The 21,237-nt window shown below is 72.4% G+C and carries 23 protein-coding genes; 5 read left to right on the top strand and 18 right to left on the bottom strand.

Annotated elements, in window-relative coordinates; translation table 11 throughout:
- Positions 1-7 precede the first annotated feature (7 nt).
- Positions 8-583 (bottom strand): NUDIX domain-containing protein, encoded by a 576-nt coding sequence (locus AB0P03_RS08840; RefSeq protein WP_363583692.1) that lies wholly within the window; start codon positions 581-583, stop codon positions 8-10.
- A 254-nt stretch (positions 584-837) separates the two neighbouring features.
- On the opposite strand from AB0P03_RS08840, the gene AB0P03_RS08835 reads away from it, so the two are divergent.
- Complete coding sequence (locus tag AB0P03_RS08835) at positions 838-1,605, top strand: CDP-alcohol phosphatidyltransferase family protein (RefSeq protein WP_363628133.1); 768 nt, start codon at positions 838-840, stop codon at positions 1,603-1,605.
- A gap of 30 nt (positions 1,606-1,635) precedes the next feature.
- Here AB0P03_RS08835 and AB0P03_RS08830 read toward each other — a convergent pair whose 3' ends face one another.
- The gene (locus tag AB0P03_RS08830) at positions 1,636-2,031 is read right to left on the bottom strand and encodes a helix-turn-helix domain-containing protein (protein ID WP_363628132.1); all 396 of its coding nucleotides are present in this window, start codon (positions 2,029-2,031) and stop codon (positions 1,636-1,638) included.
- Positions 2,032-2,175: 144 nt separating this feature from the next.
- On the opposite strand from AB0P03_RS08830, the gene AB0P03_RS08825 reads away from it, so the two are divergent.
- Entirely contained in the window at positions 2,176-3,165 is a 990-nt protein-coding gene (locus AB0P03_RS08825; RefSeq protein ID WP_363628131.1) for a zinc-binding dehydrogenase, read from the top strand.
- A gap of 86 nt (positions 3,166-3,251) precedes the next feature.
- Here AB0P03_RS08825 and AB0P03_RS08820 read toward each other — a convergent pair whose 3' ends face one another.
- From AB0P03_RS08820 to AB0P03_RS08795, 6 genes are all read right to left on the bottom strand, one after another.
- A complete protein-coding gene (locus AB0P03_RS08820; protein WP_363583700.1) occupies positions 3,252-4,082 on the bottom strand; it encodes a putative adhesin in 831 nt (276 codons plus the stop codon).
- Positions 4,083-4,219: 137 nt separating this feature from the next.
- Positions 4,220-5,383, bottom strand: a complete 1,164-nt coding sequence (locus tag AB0P03_RS08815) for a PQQ-binding-like beta-propeller repeat protein (protein ID WP_363628130.1) — start codon at positions 5,381-5,383, stop codon at positions 4,220-4,222.
- Between the two features lie 177 nt (positions 5,384-5,560).
- Positions 5,561-6,691 carry a methyltransferase domain-containing protein gene (locus AB0P03_RS08810; protein ID WP_363628129.1) on the bottom strand — a complete coding sequence of 377 codons (1,131 nt, stop codon included), beginning with the start codon at positions 6,689-6,691 and terminating at the stop codon, positions 5,561-5,563.
- Between the two features lie 254 nt (positions 6,692-6,945).
- On the bottom strand, positions 6,946-7,794 hold the full coding sequence (locus AB0P03_RS08805) for a helix-turn-helix transcriptional regulator (RefSeq protein ID WP_363628128.1): 849 nt from the start codon (positions 7,792-7,794) through the stop codon (positions 6,946-6,948).
- Positions 7,795-7,972: 178 nt separating this feature from the next.
- Positions 7,973-8,230, bottom strand: a complete 258-nt coding sequence (locus AB0P03_RS08800; protein WP_350881245.1) for a hypothetical protein — start codon at positions 8,228-8,230, stop codon at positions 7,973-7,975.
- Entirely contained in the window at positions 8,227-8,589 is a 363-nt protein-coding gene (locus AB0P03_RS08795; protein ID WP_363583708.1) for an ATP-binding protein, read from the bottom strand. The genes AB0P03_RS08800 and AB0P03_RS08795 overlap by 4 nt, the downstream gene beginning before the upstream one ends.
- A 167-nt stretch (positions 8,590-8,756) precedes the next feature.
- Between AB0P03_RS08795 and AB0P03_RS08790 the strand changes: the two genes are divergently transcribed.
- From AB0P03_RS08790 to AB0P03_RS08780, 3 genes are all read left to right on the top strand, one after another.
- On the top strand, positions 8,757-9,617 hold the full coding sequence (locus AB0P03_RS08790) for a helix-turn-helix transcriptional regulator (RefSeq protein ID WP_363583710.1): 861 nt from the start codon (positions 8,757-8,759) through the stop codon (positions 9,615-9,617).
- Between the two features lie 8 nt (positions 9,618-9,625).
- Positions 9,626-9,802: a DUF397 domain-containing protein gene (locus AB0P03_RS08785; protein ID WP_363583712.1), complete on the top strand. Its 177-nt coding sequence runs from the start codon at positions 9,626-9,628 to the stop codon at positions 9,800-9,802.
- A gap of 267 nt (positions 9,803-10,069) precedes the next feature.
- Positions 10,070-10,474, top strand: a complete 405-nt coding sequence (locus AB0P03_RS08780; protein ID WP_363628127.1) for a hypothetical protein — start codon at positions 10,070-10,072, stop codon at positions 10,472-10,474.
- 74 nt (positions 10,475-10,548) lie between these two features.
- Here the strand turns inward: AB0P03_RS08780 and AB0P03_RS08775 are convergent, their stop codons facing one another.
- From AB0P03_RS08775 to AB0P03_RS08730, 10 genes are all read right to left on the bottom strand, one after another.
- Entirely contained in the window at positions 10,549-11,142 is a 594-nt protein-coding gene (locus tag AB0P03_RS08775) for a hypothetical protein (RefSeq protein WP_363628126.1), read from the bottom strand.
- 209 nt (positions 11,143-11,351) lie between these two features.
- A complete protein-coding gene (locus tag AB0P03_RS08770; protein WP_063349237.1) occupies positions 11,352-12,122 on the bottom strand; it encodes an ABC transporter permease in 771 nt (256 codons plus the stop codon).
- Complete coding sequence (locus AB0P03_RS08765; RefSeq protein ID WP_363628125.1) at positions 12,119-13,045, bottom strand: ATP-binding cassette domain-containing protein; 927 nt, start codon at positions 13,043-13,045, stop codon at positions 12,119-12,121. The genes AB0P03_RS08770 and AB0P03_RS08765 overlap by 4 nt, the downstream gene beginning before the upstream one ends.
- Entirely contained in the window at positions 13,045-13,881 is an 837-nt protein-coding gene (locus tag AB0P03_RS08760; protein WP_350881231.1) for a DUF4097 family beta strand repeat-containing protein, read from the bottom strand. Before AB0P03_RS08760 ends, AB0P03_RS08765 begins: the two co-directional genes overlap by 1 nt.
- 159 nt (positions 13,882-14,040) lie before the next feature.
- Positions 14,041-14,616, bottom strand: coding sequence for a YlcI/YnfO family protein (locus AB0P03_RS08755; protein ID WP_363628124.1), 576 nt, complete (start codon positions 14,614-14,616; stop codon positions 14,041-14,043).
- A gap of 182 nt (positions 14,617-14,798) precedes the next feature.
- Positions 14,799-15,866, bottom strand: a complete 1,068-nt coding sequence (locus tag AB0P03_RS08750; protein WP_363583724.1) for an adenosine deaminase — start codon at positions 15,864-15,866, stop codon at positions 14,799-14,801.
- A 64-nt stretch (positions 15,867-15,930) separates the two neighbouring features.
- Positions 15,931-17,226: a DUF445 domain-containing protein gene (locus tag AB0P03_RS08745; protein ID WP_363620046.1), complete on the bottom strand. Its 1,296-nt coding sequence runs from the start codon at positions 17,224-17,226 to the stop codon at positions 15,931-15,933.
- 210 nt (positions 17,227-17,436) lie between these two features.
- Positions 17,437-18,732: a nucleotide sugar dehydrogenase gene (locus AB0P03_RS08740; RefSeq protein ID WP_363583767.1), complete on the bottom strand. Its 1,296-nt coding sequence runs from the start codon at positions 18,730-18,732 to the stop codon at positions 17,437-17,439.
- Between the two features lie 109 nt (positions 18,733-18,841).
- Complete coding sequence (locus tag AB0P03_RS08735; RefSeq protein WP_363628123.1) at positions 18,842-20,074, bottom strand: glycosyltransferase; 1,233 nt, start codon at positions 20,072-20,074, stop codon at positions 18,842-18,844.
- Positions 20,075-20,242: 168 nt separating this feature from the next.
- Positions 20,243-21,202: an ATP-binding cassette domain-containing protein gene (locus tag AB0P03_RS08730; protein WP_363583730.1), complete on the bottom strand. Its 960-nt coding sequence runs from the start codon at positions 21,200-21,202 to the stop codon at positions 20,243-20,245.
- Positions 21,203-21,237: the final 35 nt, after the last annotated feature.

Below are 21,237 nucleotides of genomic sequence, written 5' to 3'. Positions count from 1 at the left end.
CGAAAGGTCAGGCGGGGGCGTCGAGCAGGCGGCCGGCCCGGTCGAGCGTTTCGCGGAGGTTCTCCTCGGTGGTCCGCTGCCGGGCCTCGGCGATGGTGAGCCACTCCAGCGGGGCGGCGGGGTTCTCCGGCCGCGCCCGCTCCGGGGTGGCGGTGGCCAGCAGGAAGCGCAGGTCGGCGTGTTCGTGGGCCGGTTCGACGGGCGAGGCCGGGACGGGCACGACGGCGAGGTGGACGAGGGCGGCGTCGGGCCACGGGGTGAGGTCGGCGAGTCCGGTCTCCTCCAGGCCTTCGCGCAGCGCGATGTCCAGCGGCAGGGTCTCCCCCGGGTCGCCGTGGCCGCCGACCTGGAGCCAGGCCTGCTGGCGCACGTGCCAGCGCAGGAGGACGCGCCGGGTCGGCGGGTGGACGATCAGCGCGGAGGCGGTGAAGTGCAGCGGCGTCCCGCGGTCCCAGGCGTCGGCGGCCCCGGTGAGGTGGCGGACGCGCTCGTGGTCGGCGGTCTCCGTCGGGCCCTGCAGCCGGTGCTCGGCCAGCAGTTCGGCCAGGCCCGGGCTGTGCGCCGCGCCGCCTGTGGTCGCCATGATCAGCACTCCTCGTTGCGCTCCGGACCACGTCAACCGGCTTGCGGGGGCGGGTGATCGGGGCCGGGGCTTCCGGTTCCGACGAACCCGCGAAGCCTAGCCCGGGGCCTTCCGGCGGCCCAGCGGTTTTCCTCCCGGGGCCGCCCGGCAGGCGGCTCCCCCGCCTCCGGACGGCGACGAGGGACCGGTCGGGGCGGGGTCCGGGAGGCCGTAGCCTGTGGTGATCGTTTCGGGACAGGTGGAGGGATGTCGTCATGGTGGCTGCTCCGGCGCTCGCGGACTTGCGCGAGGTGTGCCAGCCGCAGGCCAAGCTGCAGAGCCGCAACGGTGAGCACTGGGCGGGACGGCTGTACATGCGCCGCATCTCGCTGCGCACGACCCGGCAGTTGGTACGCACCTCGGTGTCGCCGAACACCCTCACCTGGGTGATGGTGGTCTGCGGGGTCGGCGGCGGGGCGGCCCTGCTGATCCCCGGCCTGACCGGCGCCGTGCTGGCGGCGGTGCTGTTCCAGCTGTTCCTGCTCTTCGACTGCGTCGACGGCGAAGTGGCGCGCTGGAAGCGCCAGTTCAGCATGGCCGGGGTCTACGTGGATCGGCTCGGCGCCTATCTGGCGGACGCGGCGCTGATGATCGGCGCGGGCGTGCGGGCGGCCCGGGGCGGGTCGGAGCTGTGGGTGTCGGTGGGCCTGGCGGCCGCGCTGGGCGTGGTGCTGCTCAAGGCCTCGACGGACCTGGTGGACGTGGCCCGGGCCCGCAGCGGGCAGGCCCCGGCGGACGAGGAGTCCACCCAGCCGCGCTCGCAGGGCATCGCTACCGCGCGCCGGCTCGCCTCGGTGTTCAAGATCCACCGGGTGACGAACGGCATCGAGGCCTCCCTGGTGCTGCTGGCGGCGGCCGTGGCGGACGCGGCGCTCGGCAACCTGGACGCGACGCGGGCGGCGGTCGCGGGGATCGCGGTGATCACCTGGGGCATGGTGGTGGCGCACCTGGCGTCGATCCTGTCCTCCTCGCGCCTGCGCTGACGGGCGGCGGCGCCGCGCGCGGGCGGCTGCCTACGCGCGGGCTTCGGCCCGCGCGTAGGGCTCGGCCCGTGCGTCGGCCTCAGCCTGTGCGTCGGCTTCGGCCCGCGCGTGGGCGGCGAGGATGGTGTCGAGGAGGCCGGGGAAGCGCTGCTCCAGGTCGACGGCGCGCAGGGCGGAGAACTTGCGGTTGGCCTCCTCGCGCTGGCGGATCAGGCCGGACTCGCGCAGCACCTTGAAGTGGTGGCTGAGGGTGGAGGGGGCGACGTCCACCGGGAAGGTGCCGCAGGCCCGCTCGGGTTCGGCGCGCAGGATGCGCACGATGGTCATCCGAGTGGGGTCGGAGAGCGCGTGCAGGACGTCGAGCAGGTCGATCTCCCCGGTCGCGGGGTGGGCGAGCGCCGGTCGGCGCCGGGTACTGCGGGGCATGATCCGACCTCCCTGATCTGCGGTTGATTCAAGCGCTTGATCTGCGCTTGATCTGCGATGTTCGACAATCATCGAAACTGCGTGGTACCACTACCTCACGTCAATTTCGCCGTTCGTCGAACATCGTAGTCGAGGGGGACCGACATGCGCGCACTGGTGATGACCGCACCCGGTGGGGCCGAGCACACGGAGATCCGGGAGGTCGAGGCCCCGAACCCCGGCCCCGGCCAGGTGGCGGTCGACGTCGCCTACGCCGGGCTGAACTTCGTCGACGTGATGGGCCGCCGGGGCGACGCCGGCTACGTCACCGCCTGGCCGTACCGGCCGGGCAAGGAGGTGGCCGGCACCGTCCGGGCGGTCGGCGAGGGCGTCACCGGACTGGCGGTGGGCGACCGGGTGGCGGCCGCGCCCGTCGGCGGCGGCCTGGCCGAGGTGGTGCTCGCCGAGGCCGCGCTCACCGTGCCCGTCCCGGACGGGCTGGCGCTGCACGAGGCCGCCGCCGCCCCGCTGGGCCTGGCCACCGCCGTGCTGCTGCTCACCGACGCCGGCCGGCTCACCGCCGGGGACACCGTCCTGGTGCACTCGGCCGGCGGCGGGATCGGCCACGCCGTCGCCCAACTGGTCCCGCTGATCGGGGGTGGCGGTCGGCTGATCGGCACGGTGGGCCGCCCGGAGAAGGCGGCGTCCGCCGTCGCCTCCGGCTACCACCACGCCTTCGCCCGCGACGAGGCACTGCCCGAGGCCGTCCGGGCCGCGACCGGGGGCCGGGGCGTCGACCTCGTGCTGGACCCGCTGGGCACCGAGGCCCTGGAGCTCGACCTCGAACTCACCGCACCCGGCGGCCGGATCGTCCTCTTCGGCAACGCGGGCGGCTGCGCCGTCGCCGACCTGCCGCCGCTCGGCCGCCTGATGGCCGGGAACCTCACCATCACCGGCTTCAGCCACCGCGCCCTGGCCACCACCGCCCCTGAACGGCTCGCCCGCGCCATCCGCACGGTCCTCGACCTGCTCGCCGCCGGTGACCTCACGCTGCCGGTCACCGAAGTCCCCGGCCTGGCCTCCGTCCCCGCCGCCCACGACGCCATGGCGGAGGGGCGGGCCACCGGCAAGTACGTGGTGCGCGTGGCTGGTTGAGGCCTGCTCGGGGCGGCGCCCCTTGCGCAGGAAGTCGGGTGGGCCGACTTCCTGCGCGGAGCGCGGAGCATTGGAGGCCGGGCGGGTCAGGGGTTGTAGAGACCGCCGGCCTCGCCGGGGTCGCCGGCGTAGTTGTGGTTCTGAGGACGGCCCTGGTTCCGCGTCCCGGGCCTGTTGGTCTCGACGAAGCGGCAGGCCGCGAAGTGCACGTCGCCCATGCCGGGCCGCAGGATGTCGCTCAGCAGCACGTCGCCGTCGAAGACGATCGAGCGGCCCGCGAGTTGGGGGTCGATCAGCGTGGCGACGTTGATGACGGTTGCGGCCGGCGTCCCCGGATCGAGTTCGACGTCGTACCCGCCGCCAACCGGGCTGGCGATCGCCGGGTTTCCCCGGATGGTGAGGCCGCTGGGGTAGGAGATGGTGTAGTTCTGCAGGCTCCGCCCGCCCACCACGGTGCGCGCGGCGCCACGCTCTTGCCCCTGTTCCACGCTGCCGCCCCGGTTGGCGCCGTTCTCCACCTGCCCGCCCAGGTCGTCGGGGAGGACCATCCCGTGCTGCGTGTAGAAGTGCACCCGCGTCCCCGCGGGCACCCGGAAGCTGCCGTTCGCGGCCTCCCAGGCGCCGTGACCGCTGAGGACGAGACCGTCCGTACGCGCGGGCGCGGTGTTGTCGGCCTCCCAGTCGTCGTCCGGGTTCTGGTGATTGATCATGGGCCGGTTCTGGTCGGACGCGCGCTGGATCCCGGTCGCGCGGAGCATCTGCACGACGGCCGCGTTGCCGTGGGTGCTCTGGAGACCGAGCAGCGACTGGGCGGCGGCCTGCGCCCGGTTCGGGTTCCTGGTCGTCGGCTCCGAAGTACGGGCCGGCGTGCGGGCCTTGCCGGCGGCGGCAGCCTTGGTCCTGTCGTGGGCGTGCATCGTCCCCCTCTCGACTCGAAAGCTCACTCTCCTGGATATCGGTGACGTCGACCCGGGCGCCAGGTCCCTACGGGCAGTGCCCGCTGCCTGAAGGCGCACCGCGCGGTGCCCTGCCGCGCCGAGACCTCGCGCGGAGGTCAGGCCGCGGGTATGCCCGCCGCGTAGAGGCCGGCCCGGCTGCCGCGGTAGGCGACGCCGCCGAAGGCCGTCAGCGAGAGCCCGGTGTACTCGGTGCCGAACTTGGCCGGATCGTCCTGCCATTGAAGCCGGCCGGTGGCGAGGTCGAGGGCGTGCAGCCGACCGTCGTTCAGCGCCACGTAGACCCGGCCGTCGGCGACGGCCATGGTGCTCATGCCCCGGCCCAGGCCGTCCGGCACCGAGGACGTCCACCGGCTGCGGCCCGTACCCGCCTCGACGGCGATGACCCGGTCGTTGTCGAGGAGGCAGAGCGTCCCGTCGGCGACCGGGGCGGGCTGGACAACGGGGTGGCCGAGGTCGTCACGCTGCCAGAGCACCCGACCGGTCGCCGCGTCCAGGGCGGAGACGGTCGAGGCCGAGACGGTCGAGGCGGCGCCGGCGGAAGCCGACAGGTAGAGGACGCCCTCGTGGACCACGGGCCGGTCGACGAGCTTGCCGACGGCGGGTTGCTCCCAGCGCCGCTCACAGGTCTTCGCGTCGAGGGCGGAGACCCCACCGGCGGGGGCGGCGAGGTACACGGTGCCGCCCGCGACCGCCGGTACGCAGGCGGCCTCCAGCGGACTGCTCCACCGGGCTTCGCCGGTGGCCGCGTCGTAGGAGTGGACGCGGCCGTCGTAGCTCGCGAACACGTCCCCGCCGACGATGGGGCCGTCCGTCCATCCGGACAGGTAGCCCCCCGGCGCGGGCACGGCCCACCGGACGGCCCCGGACGCGGCGTCCAGGGCGTGGACGTGGGAGTCGGTGGTCACGCAGACCAGTCCGTCACCTGCGGCGATCGGCCAGCCGAAGTTACTGTCGGCGGGGTTGCGCGAGGCGACCTCGGCACTCCAGCGCGGGGTGCCGGTCCGCAGGTCGAGGGCCCTGACCGTGCCGTCGAAGTCCGCGACGTAGAGGTCGGGCTGCGGGGTGGCCGACAGGGCGACCCGGCTGCCGGTACCGGTCCGGCTCCAGACGCGGTGGCCGGTGTCGGCGTCCCGCCGCGCCCACCAGCCGACGCCCCCCACGGTGGCGGCGGCCGCCGCCACGCCGGCGACGCCCAGCAGCATGCGCCTGCGGCTGACGTGGGGGCGGACGGGATCGATCTGCGATTCGTTCGAGGTCACACCGAAGGTGACCGTCTGCGCCTGCCACCGGTTCCACCGCGCGGGCGAGCTTCCCAGAAGGCGCCGACAAGGACGGCCAGGATGCGGCCGGGATTCTGAAGGCCCCGCGCAGGAAGTCGGCCCGGCCGACTTCCTGCGCGGGGGCTCAGGCCAGGCACGCGAGGGTTCGCGGCTGGGTCATCCGATCAGGTTGCCGGGCTCGTCGAGCCACACGTGCTGCTCGCCGGTCGGCGTCATCGTCACGCCGAAGCGGGTGAGGTCCGGTTCGCCGTCGGCGAGCCATCCTCGGCGGGCGCGGACGATCTCGTCCCACAGGCGGCGGGGCCCGGCCTGCTGGACTGCGTCGGCGGCGCCCCAGTCGTGGTGGCGGACGGACGCCCAGGAGCCGGCGCCGTCGGAGAGTCGCATGCGATAGGTGCCGCCGGGGTCCGTGTCGTCCCAGGTGTGTTGATACCGAACGCCAGGCACCCGGAGGCCGATGGCGAACGCCACGTCCACGTTCTCCAGCGCCAGCTCCGGGTCGATCGGCGACGAGCCCCGGTGGATCGGCCGGTCGGTCGGTTCGGTCACCGGGTGGGGGCGCTGGCTGCGAACCCACATGAAGCTCACGTTGTCCACGAACCTGCCGTGGGAGGGCGCCCCCGGGTCACCGACCACCACGCGCAGGAGTCCGGCGTTGGCGTAGGGCGTGCCCCAGGGGGTGACGATCACGCCGCCGGGGCGGGTCTGTGCGAGCCAGGCACGCGGCAGTCGGCGAACCGCCGCCGTGGAATGGACGCGATCGTAAGGCGCCCGGAGGGACTGGCCTTCGAGGCCGTCGCCGGTCGAGCAACTGGGATGGAAGCCTGCTGCGGCGAGGCGTCGGGCCGCTGCGGCAGCGACCGCTCGATCGACCTCGACGGTGGTCACGTGGGCGTCGCCGAGCCTGGCGGAGAGGAGCGCGCTCGTCCATCCGGTGCCGGTGCCGATGTCGAGCACGGTGTTCCCATCGGTCACGTCCAGATGCCGGAGCATCCTCGCGACGAGGGACGGCATGGAGGCCGAGGAGGTGGCGATGCCCGGCCCGGTATCGAGGCCGTCATCGATCTGGGTGACCACCACCTCGTCGGCGTTCACCAGCGCCCACCAGGTGTCCGGGTGGTCGGCCCGGGTGATCCGGCCGTAGCCGGTCGGGCTGTCGCCGTCCGGCGCCCAGACGGAGTCCGGGACGAAGGAAGAGCGCGGGGCACGCTCGAACGCGCCCCGCCACCCCTCGCCCAGCGCCCCCGCCGATTCCAGCCGGGTCAGCAACTGTGCGTAGTCGTCCATCAGTTGGCGCTCACTTCTTCGGCGGCTTCACGGGCTTGGTCCACTGACCGTCGGACTCCTTCGGGGACTGCTTCTTGTCCCCGTCCTCGCCACCCTTGCCGTCTCCGTGCTCGCCCATTCCGGCTCCTCTCGATCGGTGCCGGTCATTCGGGTGCCGGCAAGGTCCTGTCCAGCACGGTAGAGGCCCAACCAAGCTGGCGTGAGCCGCATTTCTCCGCATTTCTCCTGTGCGCGGCGAGGCTTCCGCAGGTTTCTCAGGTGGCTGCCAGTGCCAGCGTCGAGCGCGCGCGGGCGATCAGCCGGTGTGCCGTAGGGCCGTACACCGCAGCATCGTGCAGCTTTCCCCAGACCTTCCGGTACAGCGCGATGTCGGCGGGTTCGTCGAGCCGCAGCTCGGCGTTCCACGTCTCGACGATCGCGAGCCTGTCGTCGTAGATCCAGAAGCCGTGCTTGGGAATGACCGCCACCGGAGCCCCGAGCGGAACGATCCCCACCTCAACCGAGTCGAGCCCCAGCAGGCCTCCCAGACGGTCGAGTTGAGCAGCCAGAACGTCGGGCGGACAGATCTGCACGTACAGCGCGGCCTCGGACATGATGAAGCGGAAGCGCTTCCCTCGCTGGTAGAGGGACTCCTGGCGCTTCAACCGGGCACATACTCCTTCCTCGATGTCACGTGGCCCGTCATCCAGATCGGTTGCGCGAGTCAGGACGTGGCGGGCGTATTCCGCGATCTGGAAAATGCCCGGGATGATGGCAGGTTCGTAGCCGGTGGTCACCGCCGCCTCCCGGCCGTGCCTGACTCCGGCTTCCTCGCGCACCCGGTGCCCGCCGGCCAGCACCCGCTTCCATCCCCGATAGCGGTACTCCAGGCCTTGCAGCCTGCCCTTCAACTCGGCAGCGGTCTCGGGGCATCCCAGCGCTTCGGCCCACGCATGAAGATCCGCGGGAGTGGCCGTCTGCTTGCCGTTCTCCAGCTTCGAAATCTTCGACGCCGGCCAGCCCAGCCGTCCGGCGAGGTCGCGGCCGTTCACGCCCGCCTCGGTGCGCAACTCCCGTAGCCGCACACCGAGTGACAGCCGCGCCTGCTGAAAATCGGTGCTCACCACCCGGAGGCTACCTGCCGACCGAACTCGCACGTCGGTACCGCGAAGTGCCGTGCGGAATCGCAGGCTTGACATGAGGCAAGCACTGCGTAGGCGGCCGTGCGGTCGTGGAGGTGGCGGGCGCGGGTTTCGCAGAGGGCGCCGAGGAGGGAGGCCAGGAGGTTGAAGGTCAGGAGACCTAGCATCGGCGGCGGTCCCGCTCGCGCTTGTACTCGCGGAGGAGGGCGAGGAGGTTGATGAGGGTGCTGGCCGGGATGTTGCCGAGGGAGACGAGGGCGCGGCCGTTGAGGTCGGTCTCGCCGGGCTGGGCGGAGGGCCAGAGGATCCCGAACTCACGCCCCTCGGTGCGGAGTTCGACGATGAGTCCGGTGATCTGGCGGGCCGTGAGGTGGCGCAGCGCCGGATCGGCCGGATGGATGGGGTGGTGGGCGATCACGCGACACCGTCCAGCTCGAACCAAACGATTTTGCCCAGCTTCAGGGGGTCGACGCCCCACCGGTGGGTGAGGCCGGCGACCAGCTGGAGGCCCCGGCCGGACTCGGCGAGCGGGCACGGCGTTCGCTGCTCGGGGAGGGTGGAGGAGCGGTCCGCGACGGTGACGCGGAGAGTATTCGAGAGGAAGTGGATGAGGACGACGGGGGAGGTCGTCTCGCCGTGACGCCAGGCGTTGACGATCAGTTCGACGAGGGCGAGCTCGGCGTCCGCGATGGAGGAGGGCGACCAGCCGACGCGGGTCATGCCGTCGCGGAGGGTGTCGCGAGCGAGGGTGAGGGAGGGGGAGTTGAGGTTACGCACGATGTCTCCCAGTGACGGAGATGGGTGCTCTTCAGTGCCCGAGCGGCACTACCGACAATCCGCTCGGTGAGCGGTGCATCACAGACTGTAGGGCATGCGATAGCAAATTTGCTAGCGAAGCCAGGAAGATATGCCTATCTGCTCGCTGGACTCGTCACACACCGACGATGGATGCTGGGGAGATGCCACCTACCCCAACCGCACGCCGCAAGCGCGTCGGCATCGAGCTGCGAAAGATGCGAGAGGCCGCCGGACGCACGGCTGGCGACGCTGCCGCCGTTCTCGGACTGGACCGGAGCAAGGTCACGCTGATCGAGCAAGGCGCCTACCCGGTAAGCGCTGAACGGGTGCTTGCGCTCGCCGCCGAGTACGAGGAGGCCGACTCTGCGTACGTCGACGCCGTCGCTGAGATGGCCGCCGACCGCACCAAGGGGTGGTGGGAGGAGCACAGAGGGCTCGTCCCAGCAGGGATTCTTGAGATTTCCGAAGTTGAACACTATTCCAGCGCGTTGGTGACGTATCAGATCTGCCATGCGCCCGGTCTCATGCAGACCGAGGAGACAGCTCGCGCGATCTTCCGAGAGGTCTATCCTCCGCTGCGGCCACTGAACATCGAAGCGCGAGTCGAGAACCGGATGCGGCGAGCAGAGCTCCTGACACGCAGCGATCCGCTGGAATACGAAGCAATCGTGCACGAGGCCGCGCTGCGCATGGAGTTCGGGGGAACGACTGTCGCCAGAGAGCAGCTGAAGCAGTTGCTCGTGCTCTCGGAGGCCCCCAACGTGACGCTGCGCGTATTGGAGTTCAGGGCCGGCGGATTCAAGGGTGCGGGCCACGCCGTGCTGTATGCGAGCGGGCCGGCACCCCGCCTCGATACGGTCCAGCTTGACTCCGTAGGATCGCCAGCGTTCCTGACCGAGATGAACCAGCTGGAGAACTACCGGAACATCATCGGGGCGATGCGTGATCGCGCGCTCGATCCATCGGCCTCCCGTGACGTGATCTCCAGCATCATGAACAGCCTGTGAGGGATCCCGTGGAATGGCGAAAGCCCAGTGCCTGCGGCGACGGCAATAACTGCCCAGAGGTCGCCATCACCTCCGACGCCGTCTACGTCCGCAGCACTCTTCTACCCGACGCCATCGCCCAACTCACCCCCGCCGAATGGCGCGACCTCCTCTCCGCCATCCGCGCCGGCGAGTTCGACGTCTGATCCACAGCACCGGGCGGGCCGTTCGTCGAACGGCCCGCCCTCCGCACACCCAATCCTGGCCGTCCCCCTTGGGACCCTTCCGCCTCCACTGACCCAGCCGTCCGATAATCACAAGACGGCCTGATCCTGCCGCTCCCCAACCACCCCCGAACCGACGCCGGTTTGCCGCCGACGAGGGCCGGGGTAGTGCCGAGGAGTTCGCACTCCCACGGACTCCAAGTTCGGTGCGGGCACTGATGCTTAGACATTGCGAAGGGATCGATATCCATGAACAGGACCCTCCGGAACGCCCTCGTGGCAGTCGCCGCCGCCGGCGCCCTCGGCGCCGCCGCTGCCGCTCCCGCCATGGCCGCAGGCACCGCGCCGGCCCAGCCGACGGCCCGGGTGCAGGCCCAGCTCAGCAACCCGAAGACGGTCAAGGCCGACGACTTCAACAAGGCCCGCGACATCCTGATCAAGGCGGGCAGCAAGACGGCCGAGAAGACCCACCCGTCCCACGGTGTCAAGGACGTCCCCGTCTCCTACGGCACGAGCCTGCTCGCCGAGGCCCGCGACGAGTTCCGCGCGGCGGACAAGAACCTGCCCGAGAAGGACAAGCAGTCCGGCATGTCGCACGCCCACTACAAGGCCGTCCACGACGCGGCCAAGAAGATGGGCATCGACACCTGGTAACCCGGCCCGGGCCCTCGCACGGCCTCCCCGCCGTGCGAGGGCCTGCCGCCCCCCAGCTCTACCGGCCTCCCGGCCTACCGGGGCATCAGACCCTGCCTGATCGGCCGGCCGTCCGGGTCGAGGGTGAACACCGCGGTCTCGGTCCCCTTCACCCCGGTCACAGCGATCCGGTCCGGCCCGGACCAGTCGATCCTGCCGAACTCGCCGCCACGGATGTCCCATTCGCCCAGTTCCCAGTGGCGGGCGGACCAACCGCTGCCGGTCAACAGCTCGACCCGGTAGATCGGGTCGATCGAGAAGGCGACGTCGGTCACGGTCAGCACGCGGTCCGGGTGCTCCGGGTGGCTCTTCCGGCTGACGGGCTGCCCGTCGCGGTCGAGCAGCAACGACAGGAGCACGGCCACCCCAGCGAGGAAGACGAGCGACACCAGGGCGGCCGCGCAGCCGACCTGCGACCACCAGGTGCGGAACTCGAACTGGATCACCAGCGAGACCACGGCCAGCACGACGGTGGCGCCGAGCAGCGGCAGCGGATGGTTGAGCCAGCGCTCGACCTCCACCAGCCCGCCTGAGAACGAGGCCTGATAGCCCGGCAGATAGACCAGGAACGCCGCCAGCGCCACACCTCTGAGCCACCACACGATCCGCTTGCGACGTGCCGCCGTCATGCGCCCCTCCCCAGGGTGAGCCTTTGCCCGGACTTTACTACCGGATGTCCGGCGGTTGGGGCTCCGATCGGCTCCGGCCCAGGCCCTGGGCGTCCACCACCACCGGCCGCGACTCGGTACCGGCCAAGACTCAGGACCGGCCACGACGCCGGGAGGCCCGGGCGGACATCGCTGTCCTCCCGGGCCTCCCGCTACCGGCCGCACCCCCGTCACCGCCGGTAGAAGACGCTCCTCGACCAGAAGTAGCCGATCAGCGTCAGCCCGGTGCACCACGCCAGCGCGCTCCAGGCGCTGTTGCCGATCGGGGTGCCCATCAGCAGCCCCCGCAGGGTCTCGATGATCGGCGTGAACGGCTGGTACTCGGCGAACCACCGCAGGGCGGTCGGCATCGAGTCGGGCGGGACGATCGCGCTGCCGATGAAGGGCAGGAACTGTATCGGCATCGGCAGGTTGCTGGCGCTCTCCACCGTCTTGGCGACCAACCCGATGCCCGCCGATATCCAGGTCAGCGCGACAGTGACGAACAGCAGCAGTCCGACGGCCGCCAGCCATTCCACCAGCCCGGCGTTGGGCCGGAAGCCCATCGCGAGCGCCGCGCCGACCACCAGGACCAGGCCGAGCATGGTCTGTATCACGCTGCCGACCACGTGCCCGGCCAGGAAGGCCGAGCGTGAGATCGCCATCGTGCGGAAGCGGTTGACGATGCCTTCCGTCATGTCGACGCAGACCCCGATCGCCGTGACCAGCGACCCCGAGGCGGCCGCCATCAGCAGGATTCCGGGTGTCACGTAGTCGATGTAGCTGCCGCCGCCGATGCCCGCGCCGAGCGCGCCGCCGTAGGCGTAGTTGAACAGCAGCAGCATCATCACCGGCATGATCACGACCGCGAAGGTCAGCGACGGGTACCTCAGCGCGTGCTTGAGGTTGCGCCGCAGCATGGTCAGCGAGTCGCTGACCGCGTAGCTCACCGAAGCGCTCATCGGGCACCCTCCCCGGTCAGAGTGAGGAACACGTCGTCCAGATCGGCCGTCTCCACGACCAGCGACTCGGCCTGGACCGAGGCGTTGTCGAGCGCGTCCAGCACCGCCTTCACGGTGACCACGGAGTTGTCCCCCGGGATGTCCAGCCGCAGCGCCTCGGTGTCGACCGCCGCGTAGTCGAACAGCCCGGCGGCAGCCCCCAGTTGGGCGGCGTCCGCGAACTGGAGCCGGATCCGCCCGCCGGGGACGATCCGCTTCAGCTCGTCCGCCGTGCCCTCGGCGACGATCCGCCCACCGTCCAGGACGGCGATCCGGTCGGCGAGTTCGTCGGCCTCCTCCAGGTACTGGGTGGTGAGGAAGATCGTCACCCCGTGGTCGGCGACCAGCCCCCGGATGATCTCCCACATCGTCCGCCGGCTGCGCGGGTCCAGCCCGGTGGTCGGCTCGTCGAGGAAGATCACCCGCGGATCGCCGACCAGCGTCATCGCCAGGTCGAGCTTGCGCCGCATACCGCCGGAGAAGGTGACGACCGGCTTGCGCGCCGCCTCCGTGAGGTCGAACCGCCGCAGCAGATCCTCGGCCCGCCTCCGCCCCTCCCGACGGGGGAGGTGGTTGAGGTCCGCCATCAGCAGCAGGTTCTCCTCGGCGGTGAGCAGGTTGTCCACCGCCGAGAACTGGCCGGTGACACCGATCGCCGCCCGCACCCCGGAGGCCTGCTCGACCACGTCGTGCCCGGCCACCCGGGCCACCCCGCCGTCGGCCGGGATCAGGGTGGAGAGGATCTGCACGGTGGTGGTCTTGCCGGCGCCGTTCGGCCCGAGCAGAGCGAACACGCTGCCCGCCGGGATCTCCAGGTCGATGCCTTTCAGCACGGCCTTGTCGCCGTAGGACTTGGTCAGTCCGACTGCCGAGATCGCCGCCATCACGCCCTCCGGATCACGACGTCGCCGAGCTGGGTGCGGCCGCGGACCTCGACGGTCTCCCGGGCGTCGCCCGGGCCCTGCGCCGCGCCGAGGGCGTTGCGCACGGTGCCGACCTTGCTGTGCACGTCGAGCCAGGCCGCCGTGCCCTCCGCGATGCCGACCTCCAAGTCCCCCAGGGAGGTCTGCATGGTGACCTGGCCGCGCACCACCCGGCCGATCCGGATCGGGCCGTGCGCCGTCTTGGCGTCCACCCCGGCGTGGGCGGTGCCGACCTCGATCCGGCCGAAGGAGGAGCTGGCCTTGAGCGCCCCGTGGACCTCGCGGACCTCCGTGTCGCCGTTGCTGTTCTTGACCGTCAGCGCGCCCCCGACCGTGCCGACCGCGACCCGGCCGAGCCCGGAGACCTCCGCGTCCCCGTCGACCGAGTCGACCCGGACCTCCCCGTGGTCGGTCTTGAGCCGCGCGCTCGCGGCCTGCTCGACCTGGATCCGGCCGAGCGAGGTCTTCAGCCGGCAGTCGCCGAGCGGGCCCTCGGCGACGAAGGTGGCCATCGGGGCGTCGGCGTTGATCTCCGAGCCCGCCGGCAGCTCGATCAGGATGTCGATCGAGCCGATCCGGCCGAACGGCGAGCGCTTCTTCGGGCCCTTGAGGGTGAACCGGCCGCCGGCGTAGTCGACCTGGGTCTGCTGGGCGGCCTTGACGTCCGCCTCCTCGGCGGGGTTGGCGGGCTTGACCTCGACCACGGTGTCGGTGCGCTTGCTCGCGCTGATCCGCACCGAGCCGATCTCGAATTCGAGGGTGGCGGAGATCGGTCCGTCGGTCTCGTACGTAGGCATGGCTGTCCCGTCCTCTTGACTCTGATGGGTGTTCCCGCTGGTCGGAGCGGGGGTGACGTCGTTGCGGATGGAGCGCGGATGGAGCGGATGGAGCGGGTCTAGCAGGCGGAGCGGGTCGAGCGGGCGGAACGGATGGAGCGGGTCTAGCGGGCGGAAGCGTCAGTGGACCCAGCCGGTGAAGCCCTGGCCTCCGCGGCGCGGGCGGACCGCGGGCTGGGGGGCCGGTGTGGCGGCCGGGCGGGCGGCCGGCTCGCCGGCCTCCAGCGCGCCGGCGACGGCCCGGACCAGCCAGGCGTTGAGGGAGAGGCCCTCCTGCCCGGCGGCCTCCTCAGCCCGGGCCTTGAGGTGAGCGGGCAGGCGCAGGTTGATCCGGGCCGTGCCCGTCTCGTCCGACTCCGGCACCACGGGCGGCGCCACTGGTGCCACCGACGCCACCATCGGCGCCATCGGTGGTACCACGGGCAGCGCATCGCCGTGGAAGGTGTCGGCGCCGGGCGGTACGGTGACGACGAACTCGGGATCGAGCCCGCGCAGCCGCACGTCCACCGAGCCGGGGGCGAGCTCGCGGGTCACTTCGCCCATCGCGGCCGAGAGCGCGTTGAGCAGGGTGAGCCGCACGGCCGAATCCAGCGGCAGCGTCAGCCGCTCGGCCAGCGCGCGGGCTTCGTCCCCGCCCGCGCCCGCGGCCACCGCGAGCTCGTTCCGAAGGTTTTCGACGTACGGCGTGAGGTCCATGGCTTCAGCATGGCACAGCAGTGGTGCCATGTCGAGCCATTAATGGCGCCACTTTGGCACCACCTCCGGACGGAAACAGCGAACCGCCCCGCCGACAGCTGCCGGCGGGGCGGTTCAGGGGCGCTTCACAGGGCACTTCGGGGGGCACCCCGCGGGGCGTCCACCAGGGCGGACGCCGGGAATCAGGCCTTCCAGCCCGCCAGGTACGCGTCGATCTCGCCGGCCAGCCGCGCCTTGCCCGCCACGTCCAGGAAGGACGCCTCGACCGCGTTGCGCGCCAGCGCCGCCACCCCGGACTCGTCCAGGCCCAGCAGCCGCGCCGCGACGGCGTACTCGGTGTTGAGGTCGGTGCCGAACATCGGCGGGTCGTCGCTGTTGATCGTGACCAGCAGCCCGGCGTCCACCATCCGCTTGATCGGGTGCTCCTCGATCCGCTCCACCGCCCGGGTGGCGATGTTGGAGGTCGGGCAGACCTCCAACGGGATCCGGTGCTCACCCAGGTGGTCCAGCAGCGCCGGGTCCTTCACCGACTGCGTGCCGTGCCCGATGCGCTCGGCGCCGAGCACCCGGATCGCGTCCCAGACCGTCTCCGGCCCGGTGGTCTCGCCCGCGTGCGGGACGCTGCGCAGGCCGGCCGCCCGCGCCCGGTCGAAGTAGGGCTTGAACTGCGGGCGCGGCACACCGATCTCCGGGCCGCCGAGGCCGAAGCTGACCAGGCCCTCGGGGGCCAGGTCGACGGCGAGCCGGGCGGTCTCCTCGGCGGCCTCCAGACCGGCCTCGCCGGGGATGTCGAAGCACCAGCGCAGTACGACCCCGAGCTCCTTCTCGGCGCGCAGCCGGGCGTCCTCGATCGCCTCCATGAAGGCGACGTCCGGGATGCCCCGCTTGACCGAGGAGTACGGGGTGATGGTCAGTTCGGCGTACCGGATGTTCTGGCGCGCCATGTCCTCGGCCACGCCGTAGGTGAGCGCGCGGACGTCCTCGGCGTCGCGGATCAGGTCCACGACGCTCAGGTAGACGTCGATGAAGTGCGCGAAGTCGGTGAAGGTGAAGTACTCGGCGAGCGCCGCCGGGTCGACCGGCACCTTCGACCGGCCGCGGTGGCGGGCCGCCAGCTCGGCGACGACGCGCGGCGAGGCCGAACCCACGTGGTGGACGTGCAGCTCCGCCTTGGGCATCCCGGCGATGAACGCCTCGATGCCCCCCTGGCCACTGGGGTTTCCGATCCGACTTCCGTCCGGCTGGACCACGGTGGTTCCCTACTTCCTCTACGCGCGTACCGACAGGTGCTGGCAAGGATAGGCCGCCCCGGGGTCAGCCTCCGAGGGCGGTCGCGACGGTGTGGATGAGCAGCCCGGCCATGGCGCCGACCACGGTGCCGTTGATCCGGATGAACTGCAGGTCGCGGCCCACGTTGGCCTCGATCTTGCGGGAGGCGTCGTCGGCGTCCCAGCCCGCCACCGTCTCGGAGATCAGCGAGGTGATCTCGGCGCGGTAGGTGTCGACCAGGTACTGGGCGGCGTCCTGGAGCCAGCCGTCCACCTTGGCCTGGAGCTTGGCGTCGGTGGCCAGGCGTGCACCGAAGCTGCCCACGCCCTCGCGGATGCGCCGGCGCAGTTCGCTGTCCTCGTCTCCGGCCGCGTTCACCACCAGGGTGCGGACGGCCGCCCAGGTGGAGGCGATCAGGTCCTGCACCTCGGGCCGGGCCAGCAGTTCCACCTTGGCCCGCTCCACCCGGGCGATGGTCTCCGGGTCGGTCTGCAGTTCGGTCGCGAAGTCGGCGAGGAAGTTGTCGATGGCACCGCGGGCCGGGTGGTCCGGGTCGTCCCGGATGTCGGTGACGAACCGCATCAGCTCCTTGTAGACCCGCTCGCCGACCTGGTGGTCGAGGAACTTGGGCGTCCAGCCCGGGGTCTTCTGGGTGACCCGCTGGACCACCTCCTCGTGGTTGGCGGTCAGCCAGCCGTGCGCCCGGACGGCCACCAGGTCGACCACGCCGTGGTGCCCGCCGTCCGCGACCACCTTGCCCAGCATCCGGCCCATCGGCTCGGCCACCGAGGTGGCCGCCGCACGCCTGGTCACCGCCTCGGCGACGACCGCCTGCACGTCGTCGTCCCGGAGCACCGCGAGCACCCCGCGCAGCGCCGCCGAGGCCTCCTTGGTGACCCGCTCGGCGCTGCCCGGCGCGGCCAGCCACTCCCCCAGCCGCCGGGCGATGCCCAGCGCCGCGAGGCGCCCGCGCACCACGTGGCCGGAGAGGAAGTTGTCGCCGACGAAGTCGCCGAGCGAGCGCCCGAAGGCGTCCTTCTTGGTCGGGATGATCGCGGTGTGCGGGATCGGCAGGCCGAACGGGCGGCGGAACAGCGCCGTCACCGCGAACCAGTCGGCCAGCGCGCCGACCATGCCCGCCTCGGCGGCCGCCGCCACGTACCCGGCCCAGGCGCCGGCGCCGGCCGCCTTGGCCCAGGTGGCGAGGGCGAAGACCAGGCTCGCGAAGGCCAGCAGGCCGGTCGCGATGGTCTTCATCCGGCGGACGCCATGTCTCTTCTGCTCGTCGGCGGCGGTGAACCGGACCCCGGGGCCCGTACCGCTGAAGGCTTCGTCACTCACCCCGCCAGTCTGCCCGCTGCCCGGCGCGGGCGAGGGCGCGCCCCGCGATCACGCGCCTGGTTGCGCGCCCGGGCACGCCTCGCGCGCAGCTGGGCGCACGCCCCGTACCCGCCCCCTCACGCCGTGTGCGGTCCACCGTGCCCGCCGACGCGGCGCCCGCACGCCCGTCAGAGCCTGAAACCGCACCCCCTCGGGCTCCGCCCAGCACGATCACGCCCCGCCCAGCACGATCCGCCGCACCCCCTCGACCGCCCACGCCGCCGGATCCGTGCACCGCCGCCCGTCCAGCAGCACCCGCACCCCCGGCAGGTCCTCCGGCGCCAGCTCCCGGTACTCCGGGTGGTCCGCCTGGAGCACCGCCGCCACCACCGGCTCCCCGTCGTACGGGGGCAGCCCGAGCGCCGCCAGTTCCCCGCCCCGGTACAGCGGATCGCTGACGTACGGCCGCGCCCCCGCCGCCCGCACCGCCTCGACCAGCGGGAACACCCCGGAGTACGCCGTCTCCTTGACCCCGCCCCGGTACGCCGCCCCGAGCACCAGCACGCCCTGCCCGGCGATCCCGCCCGCCAGCGCGCCGTCCAGCACCCCGACCGCGTACCCGGGCATCTCCAGGTTGGCCTCCCGGGCGGCCCGCACGACCGTCGCGCCCGGGTCGTTCCACAGGTACAGCCGCGGGTACACCGGGATGCAGTGCCCGCCGACCGCGATGCCGGGCCGGTGCAGGTGGCTGTACGGCTGCGAGTTGCACGCGTCGGCGATCTCCGCGAAGTCCACCCCGACCCGGTCGGCGTACCGGGCGAACTGGTTGGCCAGCGCGATGTTGACGTCCCGGTAGGTGGTCTCGGCGAGCTTGGCGAACTCCGCCGCCTCCACCGAGGCCAGCTCCCAGACGCCGTTGGGCCGGGGCAGGTCGGGACGCGGGTCGAAGTCCAGCGCGGCCCGGTAGAACTCGGCGCCGCGCCGGGTCGAGGCCGCGTCCACGCCGCCGACCAGCTTGGGGTAGCGCCGCAGGTCGGCGAAGACCCGCCCGGTGCGGACCCGCTCCGGGCTGAACACCAGCGCGAAGTCCGCCCCGGCGGCCAGCCCGGAGCCGGCCGCCAGCCGGGGCGCCCAGCGGCCCCGGGTGACGCCGACCGGCAGGGTGGTCTCGTAGCTGACCAGGGTGCCCCGGCGCAGCCCGGCGGCGACGGCGTCGGTGGCCGCGTCGAGCAGGCCGAAGTCCGGGGTGCCGTCGGCGGCGGTGACCAGCGGGACGACCAGCACCACGGCCTCGGCGGCGGCGACGGCGGCCGTGGTGTCGGTGGTGGCCCGCAGCCGCCCCTCGGCGACCACCTGCTTCAGGGCCTCGTCCAAACCCGCCTCCCGGGGGAACGGCGGCACGCCCTGGTTGACGCTGCGGACGACCCCGGGAGCGATGTCCGCCCCCGTCACCCGGTGACCCTTCAGCGCGAACTGCACGGCCAGCGGCAGGCCCAGCTTGCCCAGCCCGACCACGCACACGTCCATCGTCCGGCTCATCCCCGCACCCCGTTCATCCCCGCACCCCGTTCATCCTCGTGTCCCCTTTCCTCCGGGGCCCCCAGCCTCCGGCGGCCCCGGCCTCCGGGGCCCCCGCTCACCCCCGGCCCCCGTTCACCGTGTTGGCGAGCCGGCGCCACACCGGGTAGCGCCGCAGCCCGCGCCGCAGCTGGGCCGGCACGGCGCCGCGCCACAGCTGCTGGGCCAGGTTGAGCGGCGGGACCTCCGGTGGCAGCCGCACCGGCTCCTCGCCCAGCAGGAACAGCTCGTCCGGCAGCCCCAGCCGGGCGTCCCGGAACGCCGGGTAGCCCGCGTAGTGCCGCCGCCCGTCGACGACCACCGGCGGGTCGCCGTGCGCGGCCTCGTACCGGATCAGGTCCCGCAGCGCCTCCGGCCGGACGGCGGCGGCGAGTTCGAGCCGCAGCCGCTCGGCGACGGGCAGCCGCGGGTAGACCGCGCGGGCGTCGAAGCGCTCGATCAGCCGGCCGACCTCGGCGCAGACCTGCTCCTGGACGGCGTCGTCGAGCAGCAGGAAGTCGTCCTGGAGCAGCCGCGGCACGTCCCAGGCGAAGCTGCGGGCCCGGATCGCGTCCAACTCCCCTCCGGGCGCGGCCAGATCGGCGGCGACCTGCTGCAACGCCGCGATCCCGCGCAGCCGGTCCAGCACCCCGGCCCGCTGGGTGACGTTGCCCAAGTCCTCGCGCAGCACCAGGAAGTAGCAGTCGTAGTCGGCGAGGACGGACACCCGGCCCGCCCGCAGGCAGGCCTCCAGGGTGAACGGCTGGTCCGAGAAGACCTTCAGCTCCTCGTCGCGGCGCAGCCCGTGGCGCCGGACGAGGTCCATCCGGAACAGCTTGGTGTCGGACAGCGCCCAGGCCAGCGCCGAGTCGGTGAAACCGACGGACTCGGCGTTGGCGTGGAAGATCCCCTGCGGCACCAGCCGCCCGTTCACCCCGACCTGCTTGGGCACCAGCACGTCCGAACCCCAGGCGTCGGCCGCCGTGACCAGCCGCTCCAGCGCCTCGGCGCCGAGCCAGTCGTCCGCGCCGAGGAACAGCACGTAGCGGCCGCGGGCCAGCGCCAGGCCCCGGTTCGTGGGGGCCGCCGGGCCGCCCGAGTTGGGCTGGTGCACCACCCGGAACAGCCCGGGGTGGCGGGCGGCGTAGTCGTCCAGGACGGCCTCGCCGCCGTCCGTGGAGCCGTCGTCGACGACCACCACCTCCAGCCGCCCGGGCGCCAGGGTCTGCCCGACCAGCGAGTCCAGGCAGGCGGTGAGGTAGGGCATGGTGTTGTAGACCGCGACCACCACGGTCACATCGGGTCCGGTCATCGAGAAGCGCTGCCCTCCGGTGTGCTGTTCGCCGAGCGATGCAACGTCAACTCGGCTGCCCGCCGGGGAGTCACGTGCCCTCCCCGGACGGGTGACAGCGCCCGAACGGACGTTTCAGGGCGTCCAAGGCGTCCAAGGCGTCCAGGCCGTCCCGGCCGTCCAGGAGGCTCAGCCGATCGCCGCCTCCGTGTACATCCGCGCGATCACGTCCTCGATCGCCGGCTCGCGCACCGACAGGTCCACCAGCGGATAGCGCGCGGCCACCGCCGCCACGATCGGCGCGGCGCTCTGCTGCGCCGGGAAGGCCAGCCACTGCCGGGGCCCCTCGACCTTCACCACCCGGGCCCCGTCCACCTCGATCTCGGGCCTGGCCTCGGCCAGGTCGACCACCAGGGTGCGCTCGCTGCGCCCGGTGGCGTGCAGGCCGTCCAGCCCGCCGTCGTAGACGACCCGGCCGTGGTCGATCACCATCACCCGGCCGCAGAGCTGCTCGATGTCGGTCAGGTCGTGCGTGGTGAGCAGCACGGTGGTGCCCCGGTCCCGGTTCACCTCGCGCAGGAACTCGCGCACCTTCCCCTTGCTGACCACGTCCAGGCCGATGGTCGGCTCGTCCAGGTAGAGCACCTGCGGGTCGTGCAGCAGCGCCGCCGCGAGGTCGCCGCGCATCCGCTGGCCGAGCGAGAGCTGGCGGACGGGGGTGTCCAGCAGTCCTTCCAGGTCGAGCAGTTCGACGCAGCGGGCGAGGTTCTCGCGATATCGGCGGTCGGGGATGCGGTAGATCCGGCGGGCGAGTTCGAAGGAGTCGCGGAGCGGGAGGTCCCACCAGAGCGTGGTGCGCTGGCCGAAGACGACGCCGATCCGGCGGGCCAGCGCGACGCGTTCGCGGGCCGGGTCCGCTCCGGCGACGCGCAGCCGCCCGCCGCTGGGCACGAGGATGCCGGTGAGCATCTTGATGGTGGTCGACTTGCCGGCGCCGTTGGGGCCGATGTAGCCGACGCACTCGCCGGCCTCGACGGTGAAGCTCAGCCCGTCCACCGCGCGCACCTCGCGCCTGACCCGGCTGAAGCGGCCGGTGCGGACCCGTACGGTGAAGGTGCGGCGGACGTCCTCGAGTTCGATCAGTGCCATGGGGGTTCCTTGCGTAGGAGGGGGGTTCGGCTGCC

It is taken from the genome of Kitasatospora sp. NPDC088779, from assembly GCF_040685395.1.
In the GTDB taxonomy this organism is placed as follows: Bacteria; Actinomycetota; Actinomycetes; order Streptomycetales; family Streptomycetaceae; genus Kitasatospora.
The sequence above is the reverse complement of the archived record's forward strand: the minus strand, read 5'-3'. Positions and strand labels throughout refer to the sequence as shown.